The organism is Pseudoalteromonas sp. PAB 2.2 (assembly GCF_001938575.1).
Lineage (GTDB): Bacteria > Pseudomonadota > Gammaproteobacteria > Enterobacterales > Alteromonadaceae > Pseudoalteromonas > Pseudoalteromonas lipolytica.
Genome location: NZ_LYPI01000017.1, coordinates 25,290 through 38,410 on the forward strand (window position 1 = coordinate 25,290; position 13,121 = coordinate 38,410).

Consider the following 13,121-nt stretch of genomic DNA (forward strand, 5'->3'; position numbering starts at 1 on the left):
GCTCCTAGTGTTCGATGATCCTGTCGATAGTATCATCTGATCGGAGCGTTAAAATTTCAACACCATTTTCAGTCACTAACAGTGTGTGTTCCCACTGAGCAGACAATGAACGGTCTTTTGTAACGACAGTCCAGTTATCTTTTAATAACTTACATTGGCGTTTTCCTGCGTTCACCATTGGCTCAATTGTTAAACACATTCCTGCTTTTAACACCTCGCCTGTACCTGGTTTGCCGTAGTGCATTACTTGAGGTTCTTCGTGGAACTCAGCGCCGATACCATGACCACAATATTCACGTACAATCGAATAATTAAAGCTTTCTGCGTACTTTTGAATCGCGGCACCAATGTCACCTAAGCGAACACCTGGTTTTACCATTTTTATGGCAAGGTAAAGGCTTTCTTGGGTTATATCAGCAAGGCGTTTGCCTTGAATATTGGGTGTGCCTACATGGAACATCTTTGAGGTATCACCATGAAAGCCATCTTTAATTACGGTTACATCGATATTAACGCTGTCACCTTCTTTGAGAGGTTTGTCGTTAGGAATACCGTGACAAATAACATGATTCACTGAGGTGCAGATTGATTTAGGGAAACCGTGATAGTTTAGCGGCGCTGGAATCGCGTCTTGCACATTAACGATGTAATCGTGGCAAATTGTATTCAATTCATCTGTGGTTACACCAGGCACCACATGCGGTTCTATCATTTCGAGTACCTCAGCGGCTAAGCGCCCGGCAACACGCATTTTTTCGATTTCTTCAGGGGTCTTGATCACAGCACTCATTGAGGCTCCAAAGTTGTTTTTCAGGTCATTTTTCAGTGCACAATTTTTGCACTGAATGTTGAGTTTTCAATTTTAATATGGTATAAAGCGCGCCGTCTTTTTACAAATAAATTCTTTACTGATTTTTTGTATTTAAGACAAACACAATTTTATTTTAACACACACACGTATCGTCACATACACTTGGGTGCACATAAGTTACAAATTAACTTAGGTGTTGGTGCTATGGGATATGTGGAGGCCTAACCCTAAACTATTAGAGGAATTTACAAATGGCAAACGTTTCAATGCGCGATATGCTTCAAGCTGGTGTTCACTTTGGTCACCAAGCACGTTACTGGAATCCTAAGATGAAGCCTTTCATCTTCGGCGCTCGTAACCGTGTACATATCATCAACCTAGAGCAAACTGTACCAATGTTCAATGAAGCACTTAAGTTCTTATCGAACGCAGCTTCTAACAAAGGTAAAGTACTTTTCGTTGGTACTAAGCGCGCAGCAAGCGAAGCAGTTAAAGAAGCAGCTCTTCAAAGCGATCAGTTCTACGTAAACCACCGTTGGTTAGGTGGTATGTTGACTAACTGGAAAACAGTTCGCCAATCAATCAAGCGTCTTAAAGACCTTGAAGCACAAAGCCAAGACGGTACTTTCGAGAAATTAACTAAGAAAGAAGCGTTAATGCTTACTCGTGAAATGGAAAAGCTTGAAAAGAGCCTTGGTGGTATCAAAGATATGGGCGGTCTTCCTGACGCACTTTTCGTTATCGATGCAGACCACGAGCACATCGCTATCCGTGAAGCTAACAACCTAGGTATTCCAGTTGTTGCTATCGTTGATACTAACTCTAACCCAGACGGTGTTGATTACATCGTACCTGGTAACGACGATGCGATCCGTGCTATCAACCTTTACACAAGTGCTGTTGCAGCTGCGATCACTGAAGGTCGTGAGAACAACATCGTTGCTCAAGCTGAGAAAGACGACTTCGTAGAAGCTGAATAATTAGCTGTCATCAAGTCTTCATCTTACTTAAGGTGAAGACTTGTTATTCTTGTAAAGCGGCCTATACCGCTTCCCTAATAACAGAATTCAATTGAGGATATTCTAATGGCTGTAACTGCTGCCCTAGTTAAAGAATTACGCGAGCGTACTGGCGCTGGCATGATGGATTGTAAAAAAGCGTTAACTGAAACTAACGGTGACATTGAGTTAGCGATCGAAAACATGCGTAAGAGCGGTGCTGCAAAGGCTGCTAAAAAAGCGGGTAACATCGCTGCTGAAGGTACAATCCTTATTAAAGAAGGCAACGGTTTCGCTGCACTTCTTGAAGTTAACTGTCAAACTGACTTCGTTGCTAAAGACTCAAACTTCCTTGGTTTTGCTAACGAAGTTTTAGATGCTGCTGTTGAATCAAAAGCAGACATCGATGCACTTAAAGCACAGTTCGAAGAAACACGTGTTGCACTTGTTGCTAAAATCGGTGAAAACATCAACGTTCGTCGCGTTGAGTACATCGACGGTGAAAAACTATCTGCATACCGCCACGGCGACCGTATCGGTGTTGTTGTAGTAGGTGATGCTGACGAAGAAACACTTAAGCACGTTGCAATGCACGTTGCTGCGTCTAAGCCTGAGTTCGTAAACCCAGAAGACGTTCCAGCTGACGTTGTTGAAAAAGAAAAAGCAGTTCAAATCGACATCGCGATGAACGAAGGCAAGCCTGCTGAAATCGCTGAGAAAATGGTTGTTGGTCGTATGAAGAAATTCACTGGTGAGATCTCTCTTACTGGTCAAGCTTTCATCATGGAACCTAAGAAAACTGTTGGTGAAATTCTTAAAGAGAAAGGCGCAACTGTTACTAACTTCATCCGTTTAGAAGTTGGTGAAGGTATCGAGCGTAAAGAAGAAGATTTCGCTGCTGAAGTTGCTGCACAAATCGCTGCTGCAAAAGGCGAGTAATTTTCAACGTAAGTGACGCAACGATAATTAGATGAAATTAATCTGCTATTAGCTTTTGCGTCACTGACGAAAATTCTTTAAAATAACCGCGTTTTATGTGTAACCATAAGCGCGGTTATTTTTTATCTCATTATTAAGGCTGGCCCAAATACTATGACTATCAATCGTAAACCTATTTTTAGACGTGTTCTTCTTAAACTTAGCGGTGAAGCATTAATGGGAGACGAAGGCTTCGGCATCGACCCGAAAGTACTTGACCGTATGGCGCAAGAAATTAAAGAACTTGTAGAGCTCGACGTAGAAGTAGGTTTAGTTATCGGTGGCGGTAACTTCTTGCGTGGTGGTTCATTAGCCGAAGCGGGTATGAACCGCGTTGTAGGTGACCACATGGGTATGTTAGCGACTGTAATGAATGGTTTAGCGATGCGTGATGCGCTTCACCGTGCATTTGTTAATTGTCGTCTAATGTCTGCTATTCCACTTAATGGTGTGTGTGATGCATACAACTGGGCTGAAGCGATTAGCTTATTAAAATCTGGCCGTGTTGTTATTTTTGCTGCGGGCACAGGTAATCCATTCTTTACAACAGATTCTGCTGCGTGTTTACGTGGTATTGAAATTGAAGCTGACACCGTGATCAAAGCAACGAAAGTAGATGGTGTTTATTCTGATGACCCAGTTAAAAACCCAGAAGCTACACTATATCGCCACTTAAGCTACAATGAGATCATCGAAAAAGAGTTAAAGGTGATGGATTTGGCGGCATTCACACTTGCACGTGACCACAAAATGCCTTTAAGCGTTTTTAATATGAATAAATCAGGCGCGCTTAAGCGTGTTATTATGGGCGAAGATGAAGGAACGCTTATCTCTTCACAAGCCTCAGATGAAATTGTTAAATAGATTAGGATTGAACCGTGATTAACGATATCAAAAAAGATGCGTCAGAGCGCATGCAAAAAAGTGTTGCGGCACTAGGCAGTCAATTATCTAAAATTCGTACAGGTCGTGCTCACCCAGCATTACTAGACGGCATTCAAGTGTCTTACTACGGTGCAGACACGCCATTAAACCAAGTTGCAAATGTGACGATTGAAGATTCTCGTACTCTTGCAATTAGTGTGTTTGATAAGTCGCTTGCACAAGCGGTAGAAAAAGCAATTATGGCATCTGACCTAGGTTTAAACCCTATGTCAGCAGGTACTGTAATCCGTGTACCACTTCCTCCACTCACAGAAGAGCGTCGTAAAGACCTTATCAAAATTGTGCGTGGTGAAGTTGAAGGTGGCCGTGTTGCCATTCGTAATATTCGTCGTGATGCTAATGGCGATATTAAGAGCTTATTGAAAGATAAAGATATTTCTGAAGATGAAGCACGCCAAGCTGAAGATGAAATTCAAAAGCTAACGGACAAATTCATTAAAGAGATGGATACACAGCTGGCTGCGAAAGAAGCAGAGTTGATGGAAATCTAAGCAACTAAATTTATTAGTTTTGAAACGCCGTCTGGGGTATACTAGACGGCGTTTTTTTATGGAATACTCGATATTTATGGTTCTTAACGCTGATAAAATTTCCCAGCAAAGTTTGCCTAAGCATGTCGCTATAATCATGGATGGCAACGGTCGTTGGGCGCAAGCGAAAAATCGCCCACGTGTATATGGGCATAAAAAGGGCGTTGATGCGGTTCGTCAATCAGTGCAATTTTGTACTCGCTTAGGTATACAGTCGTTAACACTATTCGCATTTAGTAGTGAAAATTGGCGACGTCCAGAAGACGAAGTAAATACACTCATGGAACTGTTTTTATTCGTACTGGGCAAAGAAGTTAAAAAACTTCATAAGAATAATGTAAAGCTCACTATTATTGGTGATTTATCGCGCTTTTCAGAAAGTTTGCGAAACAAAGTTGATGCAGCCCATGAATTAACTCGTAATAATACGGGTCTACAATTAAATGTTGCAGCTAACTATGGCGGTCGTTGGGATATAACCAACGCAGCAACCGCACTTGCAAAAAAAGTCGCTGCGGGTGAATTAGCAGCTGAAGAGATTACAGAAGACCTCATGAATGAACACATGAGTATGGCAGGTCAAGGTGAGCTTGATTTAATGATCCGCACTGGTGGTGATTTACGCATTAGTAATTTTCTTTTATGGCAAGCTGCCTATGCTGAGCTTTACTTTACCGATACGCTTTGGCCAGACTTCAATGAAGCTGCTTTTGCTGATGCTGTCGCATGTTACGTTGCCAGAGAGCGACGATTTGGTTGTACCGGCGAACAAATAAAACAATTACTCGCCGAGACCTAATTACTAGTTGAAGGTACACACATTGCTTAAACAACGAATTTTAACCTCGCTGGTGCTGGCACCGCTTGCACTTGTACTGGTTTTTTATACCCCACTAACATTATTTAGTTATATCGCCGCTGGTATTGTTTTACTTGGTGCGTGGGAATGGTCAGCTTTTATGGGCCTGTGCGATAAAATTAAACGTTTTTCATTTGTGGCAGCCACGGCGGTCATTCTTGCTCTTTTCAATTGGCATTGGCCTATTGAAGCGTTGTGGCAAAATGGTCAGCTTGTTGGTGACGCGAACTATTTATTTACCCTTTCATTTGCATGGTGGATTGTTGCGACGTACTTAGTATGGCGCTACCCAGCCATGGCAAAAGCATGGAATGAAGGCATTCTCATGCGCGCGATTGCAGGATTCCTTACTTTAGTACCGTTGTGGCTTGCGCTCAATACCTTAAGAAGTGCAGGGTATACCGAGTCGACGCATTTTGGATCAGTGCTTATTTTAGTCGTGCTAGGTATTGTATGGAGCGCAGACATCGGCGCTTATTTCACCGGAAAAAACCTAGGTAAACGCAAGCTCATGCCGAAAGTCAGCCCAAATAAGACGATTGAAGGTCTATTGGGTGGCATTGTTGCCGCGGTTATTTTTGTTTTGGCGTTTTGTCACTTTACCAATGTAGACATGGCAGTATGGCCTATCTACGCCGTAATGACCGCGTTTATCGCCTTGTTTTCAGCAGTCGGTGATTTATTAGAAAGTATGTTTAAACGTGAAGTCGGCTTAAAAGACAGTGGCTCATGCCTACCCGGTCATGGCGGCATTTTGGACCGTATTGACAGTTTAACAGCTGCGGCGCCTATTTTTGTGCTTTGTTATGCATGGACGTTAAGTTTATGAGCAAAATAGAACAGCTTGTCGTACTTGGCGCAACTGGCTCAATCGGTTTAAGCACCTTAGACGTTGTTTCTAGAAATACAGATCGTTTTGCTGTTTTTGCATTAACCGCCGGGCAAAATGCAGAAAAAATGGCAGAGTTGTGTATTACGCATCAGCCTAAATTTGCAGTGATGGCGGATGAGAACGCTGCAAATAAATTAAAATCGTTGTTAGCTAATACCGCTTGTACAACAGCTGTGCTCGCGGGTGTCACTGCTATGAGTGAGCTGTCGGCGCATGGTGATGTTGATACAGTTATGTCGGCCATTGTCGGCGCGGCAGGTCTATTACCCACGTTAAGTGCGGTTGAAGCAGGTAAAAAAGTACTGCTTGCCAATAAAGAGTCGTTAGTTATGTCGGGTCAGTTGTTTATTGATAAAGTAAAACAACACGGTGCAACCTTGTTGCCGATTGACAGCGAACATAATGCTATTTTTCAATGTATGCCAGCAAAACTGCAAGCCTCTGCGGGGTTACTGTCCGACAACGGCGTGAGTAAAATATTACTGACAGGTTCTGGTGGGCCATTTTTGACACGTGACTTAAAGAGTTTGTCATCGGTCACTGTGGCAGAAGCTGTTGCGCACCCAAATTGGTCTATGGGACAAAAAATCTCAGTCGACTCAGCAACCATGATGAATAAAGGGCTTGAGTTTATCGAGGCTAAATGGCTGTTTAATTGCCATGCCAGCGATATTGAAGTGGTGATCCACCCACAAAGTATCATTCATTCTATGGTGCAATATCAAGATGGTTCGGTGCTTGCGCAAATGGGAAATCCTGATATGCGTACACCGATAGCGCATGCACTGGCGTTTCCTGAACGTGTTGATGCAGGGGTTAAGCCGCTTGATTTTTCTCAGATTGCTGATTTTACATTTACCAAACCTGATTATGCTCGTTACCCTAACCTTAAACTGGCGATTGATGCGTGTGAAATGGGACAGGGTGCAACAACAACAGTCAATGCTGCGAATGAGATTGCCGTCGCTGCATTTTTAAATGGGCAAATCGGTTTCACTGATATTTACCGTATAAACTCACAGACACTCAACGCGACTGAAGATGTGAACGTACACACGCTGGAAGAGATTTTAGCGTGTGATGAAGCTGCACGTATCAAAGCGAGTGAGTTTATAAAAAGGGGTCTGAACTAACATGTTTGATTTTTTCTGGAACCTTGGTTCGTTTATCTTGGCACTGGGTATTTTAGTGACTGTCCATGAGTATGGGCATTTTTGGGTAGCCCGTAAAGCGGGTGTAAAAGTGCTACGTTTCTCAATAGGTTTCGGTAAACCACTGATTAAGTGGTACGACAAACACAAAACGGAATATGTTATTGCTGCTATTCCCCTTGGTGGCTACGTTAAAATGCTGGATGAGCGTGTCGATGAAGTGCCTGCTGAAGAGCGTCATTTATCATTTAATGCTAAGTCAGTGAAAGCGCGAATTGCGATTGTAGCAGCAGGTCCTATGGCCAATTTTTTGTTCGCTATTTTTGCACTTGCTGTAATGTACATGGTCGGTGTGCAATCATTAAAGCCTGTGGTGGGGTCTGTAACCGAGGGCAGTCGTGCTGCAGCGGCTAAGATCGAACCTAATCAACAAATTATTAAAATTGGTGAAGATGATATCAGCACTTGGCAAGATGCCACATTCTCATTAATGAGCCGTTTAGGTGAGCAAAGTGTGGTCGTCACATTACGTGATCAGAATTACCAAAAACATGTCCGCACTTTAAATCTAGATGGTTGGAAACTTGATCAGCAAGATGTCCCACCATTGACCTCAATCGGTATTGTGCCCTTTAGACCTGAAGCAACATTAACCGTTGCGCAAATCACTAAAGACTCAGCCGCTGAGCTGGCTGGTTTACAGGTTAATGACACAATTGTGGCTGTAAATGGCGAAAATATCAGCAGTTGGACCCAGTTAGTTTCAGTTATTCAGCAATCACCTAACAAATCCTTACAATTTAGTGTACAAAGGCAAGATAGTATAAGAAAGTTGACTGTGACACCTCAGAGCAGAACCAATGCAGATGGTGTAGCGCAGGGCTTTTTGGGTGTGGCTCCTGTAGTTGAAGCATGGCCAGAAAATTATATTGAAACTAGACATTATGGCCCTGTCGATAGTATTGTGCTGGGCATACAAGAAACATGGCGTTTAATCACCCTAAGTTTTGACATGATTGGTAATTTAATTACAGGTCAAGTCTCGGTTAAAAATTTAAGTGGCCCTGTAGGCATTGCAGTTGGAGCGGGAACTAGCGTAAGCTATGGCTTGGTTGCATTTTTAAGCTTTTTAGCTTTGATCAGTGTAAACCTTGGCGTATTTAACTTATTACCGTTGCCAGTGCTTGATGGTGGGCACTTAATGTATTACATAATTGAACTTTTTCGCAAAAAGCCGGTCTCTGAAAAGACGCAAGAATTTGGTTTTAAAGTGGGTGCCTTGCTACTCATATTTTTAACATGTTTCGCTTTGTTCAATGATGTATCGCGTTTATAACAAATAAGTGAAAAATTCCAATTTGAACACGATTGTAAAACACCGCAAAAGTTTAATTTATAAGGTGTTGAGCGGTAATACAGTTGTAAAGGATAAAGATAACAAAATGGCTATAAAAAAACATTTGGCAGTTTCAAGTTTATTAGGTGCAAGCTTTGCAGCCCTAGGCCAAAACTCCTTTATTGTAGAAGATTTAAAAGTTGAAGGTTTACAACGTGTTGCTCTAGGTGCAGCGCTAACCCATATTCCGATCAACGTGGGCGATAATATTGATGAGTACACAATTTCAAGAACCATAAAGGCTCTCTATCGCTCTGGTCACTTTGACAATATTAAAGCGTTACGTGACGGTAATAACGTCATTTTTCGAGTAACTGAGCGCCCTACGATTAGCCTCATTGAGTTTGATGGTAACAAAGACATCAAAGATGAGCAGTTAAACGAGTCGCTAGACCAGCAAGATATTCGTACTGGTGAGCCGCTTGATAAAACGGTACTTGATAACATTGAAAAAGGCTTAGTTGAGTTTTTCCACAGTATTGGTAAATACAATGCAAAAGTGGAAGTTAGCATCACAAAGCTGCCACGTAACCGTGTAAAATTATTATTTAAGTTTGATGAAGGTGACGCCGCGTCAATTCGTCAAATAAACCTCGTGGGTAACGAGTTATTCTCTGACGAAGAATTGCTAAAACTTGCTGAGTCACAACAAGACTTGCCATGGTGGAAGTTTATGTCGAGTGACCGTTATCAAAAGCAAACCATTGAAGGCGATTTAGAGAAAATTCGTAGTTACTACTTAGACCGTGGTTACCTGCGTTTTAATATCGATTCAACACAGGTATCGGTTAGCCCTGAGCGCGATTCTGTTTATGTAACAGCTAATATTACCGAAGGTGTAAAATACACCGTAAAGGGTTTTGACTTCATCGGTGATTTATTAGGTCGAGAAGAGCTAATTAAGAGTGTTATACCGCTAAAAACTGGTGAGCTTTATAATGGCTCAGTGGTTACGTCATCTGAAGAATTTATCAAAAGCTACTTAGCACGTTTTGGTTATGCAAACGCAGAAGTGCGCACCATTCCTGAGATTGATGATGAAAAGAAAGAAGTGCAACTGACACTGTCTGTTAATCCAGGTAAGCGTGTATATGTTCGCCGAATCATTGTTGGTGGTAACCAAAATACTGCCGATGAAGTTGTTCGTCGTGAGATGACACAGCTTGAAGGTGCATGGCTTTCAAATCAAAATCTTGAGCGTTCAAAATTACAAATTCAACGTCTTCCATACATGGAAAGTGTTGATTTTAATGTGGTGCCAGTTCCCGGTGTTGACGACCAAGTTGATGTAGACTTTACGGTTAAAGAACAATCTGCTGGTAGCTTTAATGCGGGCCTTGCGTATGGTTCATACTTGGGTCTGCAATTTAATATTGGTGTGAGTGAATCAAACTTCTTAGGCACCGGTAACCAAATTGGCTTTAACATTAATACCTCACGTGGTTCTGAGCGTATCAGCTTGTCGTATACCGACCCTTACTTTACGCCAGATGGTGTATCGCAAGGAAGCAGTATCTTCTATAGCAACTATGATGCGAGCAAATTTAGTCTTATCGACTATAAATCGAAGAGTTATGGTATTGGTACCAATATTGGTTTCCCAATTGATGCGGTGAACCGTATTAACTTTGGTTTCCGTTGGATTCAAGAAGAACTGTCTGATATTGCAGAATATGAGCAAACACGTGTAATGCGTGAAACCTTCTTAGACCCAGAGAATCCAGATGCTGGTTTCGACTTTACCAAGTTTGAGCTGAGTGCAGGGTGGTCGCGTGTTACTGTAAACCGTGGTTTATTCCCAACAGCGGGTTCGCGTCAGTCACTTAACTTAACTGGTACAACGCCGAATTCAGATTTAACTTACTTTAAGCTAAATTATGATTCACGTTTTTACTGGCCAATTAGTAATGACCATCGTTGGGTATTCTCAACGCGTGCAGCCCTTGCTTATGGTAATGGTTATGGCACAACAAATGGTTATGACCAAACGCTGCCTTTCCAAGAGTTTTTCCGTATCACCGAGATGGAACTGCGTGGCTTTGACCGTAATACAATTCTACCGCGCGCGGTGTCTCGTGAGCCACAAAGTATTCCGGGCACACCACTGCCAGATGGCACAACAACAGGCAGTATCGGTGGCGCATCAGAATTTGATGTATTAATACCTCGAGGCCGAATTGGTGGTAACGCCAAAGCGGTTGCAGGTATGGAGCTTATTGTTCCTACGCCTTTCTTAGATGAAGAAAACACCAGCTCTGTACGTACAAGCTTCTTCGTGGATGCTGCGAACGTATGGGATACAGAGTTTAACATTGACCGTTATCAAAACTTGTTACCTGATCAACGCGCTAAACTAGAGGATTATTCAGATCCTATGCGCTTTAGGGTGTCAACCGGTCTATCACTACAATGGATCTCTCCAATGGGTCCAATGCTGATCAGTTTTGCGTATCCATTGCAAAAAGAAGAAGATGACGATACGAAGACCATCAGCTTTAATATTAGTAATACATTCTAAAGGAGTTTTTTGTGAAAAAATCATTTAAATCAACAGCGTTTGCACTTCTTGCTACATTGTCTATGGGCCTATCTACTAATGCTTTTGCGCACAAGGTGGGGATTGTAGACATGCAAGAAATTTATAAACAAATCCCTCAAATGGCGAAAGTTGAACAAACACTTGAAGCTGAATTCTCAGAGCGTCGTCAGGAGCTTGAAAAGCTGCAAGGTGATATCCGTTTTGAAGCTGAAAAGTTCAAGCGTGAAGCAACGACAATGAGCGACAAGCAAAAAGAAGAATTACGTACTAAGATTCAAGGTATGCAACAACAACTTGCAGAAAAAGGCCGTCCTTTAGAGCAAGAAATCAAAATGCGTCAAAACCAAGAATTAGCGAAAGTACAAAAGCTAATCTTAGATGCAATTGAAGAAGTTGCTAAAGCTGGCAAGTTTGACGAAGTAAAAGTGAAAGAAACCACAATTTACGTTAACTCTAAAACAGTATCTGATTTATCAGATAAAGTAGTTGAAAAAGTAAGTAAGCAATAGAAACCATATATGCAAAACTACACGCTTTCGCAGATTGCGGATCTTCTGGGCGCCGAACTTCAGGGTGATGGCGCTACAGAGATTAAAAAAATATCAACACTTGCAAATGCCCGTACTGGGCATATTGCATTTTTAGCGAACAAGAAATATCGCTCGCAATTAGATGATACTCAAGCCAGTGCGGTGATCTTATCACCTGCCGACGCTGAGTATTTTGCGGGTAACAAGATTATTGTTGCTAACCCGTACGTGTGCTACGCCAAGCTAGCTCAATTAATGGACACGACGCCACGCTCTGCTACGACGGGTGTTCATCCGAGTGCAGTCATTCACGATTCAGCCTCAATTGGTGATAATGTCGCGATTGCTGCTAACGTCGTGATTGAAGCCGGTGCCGTGATTGCAAATGATGTGCAAATTGGCCCTGGTTGTTTCATTGGCGAAAATGCAAAAATAGGTCAAGGCACTAAACTTTGGGCTAATGTCACTATTTACCACGACGTTGAAATTGGCAGTGACTGCTTATTTCAGGCGAATACTGTGGTCGGCAGTGACGGGTTTGGCTATGCAAATGAGCGTGGCGAGTGGGTGAAAATTCCGCAGCTGGGTCGCGTTATTATAGGTGATAAAGTTGAAGTTGGGGCATCGACCACCATTGACCGTGGTGCACTTGACGACACACTCATCCATAGTAATGTAATTATCGATAATCAATGTCAAATAGCGCATAATGTCGAGATCGGTTCAGGTACAGCCGTTGCTGGTTGCACTGTTTTTGCTGGCAGTACCGTGATTGGTAAGAATTGTCAGATTGGTGGCATGGTCGCAATTAATGGTCACATTAGCGTATGCGATGGTGCTATAATCACGGGCATGAGTATGGTGACAAAGGCAATCACTGAACCTGGGATCTACTCATCTGGTTTACCGCATCTAACCAATAAAGAATGGCGACGCAGTATCGCCCATATCCGTAATTTAGGTGATATGAAAGACCGCATTAAAGCACTTGAGTCACTGACAAAGTCACTCAATATTGAAGACAAATAAGGAAGCTATTTTGGCAAATGAATTAAATAGTCTTGATATCCAAGATATCTTGAGTTTACTTCCGCATCGTTATCCGATGTTGCTTGTTGACCGTGTACTAGATTACACGCCAGGCGAGTCGTTACATGCTATTAAAAATGTAACAGTGAATGAACCTATTTTTACGGGACATTTTCCTAATCAACCAATCTTCCCAGGTGTGTTGATTTTAGAAGCAATGGCTCAAGCGACTGGTTTACTTGGTTTTAAAACAGTTGAAAACCGCAGCGAAAATGAACTTTATTTATTTGCTGCGATTGATAATGCGCGATTCAAGCAACCCGTTTTACCTGGCGATACGATGCATTTGCATGTAGAGTTTGTAAAAGAGCGCCGCAATATATGGAAATTTGCAGCAGAAGCAAAAGTTGACGGCAAAGTAGTGTGTACTGCCGAAATCATGTGTGCGAGAAGAGAGTTTTAA

At 42.2% G+C, this 13,121-nt stretch carries 13 protein-coding genes; 12 read left to right on the forward strand and 1 reads right to left on the reverse strand.

Annotated features, from left to right (window positions below; all coding sequences use genetic code 11):
* Positions 1 to 4: 4 nt before the first annotated feature.
* On the reverse strand, positions 5 to 814 hold the full coding sequence (gene map, locus BWD47_RS15380) for a type I methionyl aminopeptidase (RefSeq protein ID WP_227006846.1): 810 nt from the start codon (positions 812 to 814) through the stop codon (positions 5 to 7).
* Between the two features lie 248 nt (positions 815 to 1,062).
* Between map and rpsB the strand changes: the two genes are divergently transcribed.
* From rpsB to fabZ, 12 genes are all read left to right on the forward strand, one after another.
* On the forward strand, positions 1,063 to 1,791 hold the full coding sequence (rpsB, locus tag BWD47_RS15385; protein WP_036969753.1) for a 30S ribosomal protein S2: 729 nt from the start codon (positions 1,063 to 1,065) through the stop codon (positions 1,789 to 1,791).
* Positions 1,792 to 1,896: 105 nt separating this feature from the next.
* A complete protein-coding gene (tsf, locus tag BWD47_RS15390; RefSeq protein ID WP_036969749.1) occupies positions 1,897 to 2,748 on the forward strand; it encodes a translation elongation factor Ts in 852 nt (283 codons plus the stop codon).
* Between the two features lie 153 nt (positions 2,749 to 2,901).
* On the forward strand, positions 2,902 to 3,651 hold the full coding sequence (gene pyrH / locus BWD47_RS15395; RefSeq protein ID WP_036969747.1) for a UMP kinase: 750 nt from the start codon (positions 2,902 to 2,904) through the stop codon (positions 3,649 to 3,651).
* A gap of 14 nt (positions 3,652 to 3,665) precedes the next feature.
* Positions 3,666 to 4,223 (forward strand): ribosome recycling factor, encoded by a 558-nt coding sequence (gene frr, locus BWD47_RS15400; protein ID WP_036969745.1) that lies wholly within the window; start codon positions 3,666 to 3,668, stop codon positions 4,221 to 4,223.
* A 58-nt stretch (positions 4,224 to 4,281) separates the two neighbouring features.
* Complete coding sequence (locus BWD47_RS15405) at positions 4,282 to 5,061, forward strand: isoprenyl transferase (RefSeq protein ID WP_036969734.1); 780 nt, start codon at positions 4,282 to 4,284, stop codon at positions 5,059 to 5,061.
* Positions 5,062 to 5,083: 22 nt separating this feature from the next.
* Entirely contained in the window at positions 5,084 to 5,950 is an 867-nt protein-coding gene (locus BWD47_RS15410; RefSeq protein WP_036969733.1) for a phosphatidate cytidylyltransferase, read from the forward strand.
* Entirely contained in the window at positions 5,947 to 7,146 is a 1,200-nt protein-coding gene (gene ispC / locus BWD47_RS15415) for a 1-deoxy-D-xylulose-5-phosphate reductoisomerase (protein ID WP_075594260.1), read from the forward strand. The genes BWD47_RS15410 and ispC overlap by 4 nt, the downstream gene beginning before the upstream one ends.
* A gap of 1 nt (position 7,147) precedes the next feature.
* On the forward strand, positions 7,148 to 8,500 hold the full coding sequence (rseP, locus tag BWD47_RS15420) for a sigma E protease regulator RseP (protein WP_036969731.1): 1,353 nt from the start codon (positions 7,148 to 7,150) through the stop codon (positions 8,498 to 8,500).
* A gap of 106 nt (positions 8,501 to 8,606) precedes the next feature.
* Positions 8,607 to 11,078, forward strand: coding sequence for an outer membrane protein assembly factor BamA (gene bamA, locus BWD47_RS15425; RefSeq protein WP_075594261.1), 2,472 nt, complete (start codon positions 8,607 to 8,609; stop codon positions 11,076 to 11,078).
* Positions 11,079 to 11,089: 11 nt separating this feature from the next.
* Positions 11,090 to 11,608: an OmpH family outer membrane protein gene (locus tag BWD47_RS15430; protein WP_036969722.1), complete on the forward strand. Its 519-nt coding sequence runs from the start codon at positions 11,090 to 11,092 to the stop codon at positions 11,606 to 11,608.
* A 9-nt stretch (positions 11,609 to 11,617) separates the two neighbouring features.
* Complete coding sequence (gene lpxD, locus BWD47_RS15435; RefSeq protein ID WP_075594262.1) at positions 11,618 to 12,658, forward strand: UDP-3-O-(3-hydroxymyristoyl)glucosamine N-acyltransferase; 1,041 nt, start codon at positions 11,618 to 11,620, stop codon at positions 12,656 to 12,658.
* A gap of 10 nt (positions 12,659 to 12,668) precedes the next feature.
* Positions 12,669 to 13,121, forward strand: a complete 453-nt coding sequence (fabZ, locus tag BWD47_RS15440) for a 3-hydroxyacyl-ACP dehydratase FabZ (protein WP_036969715.1) — start codon at positions 12,669 to 12,671, stop codon at positions 13,119 to 13,121.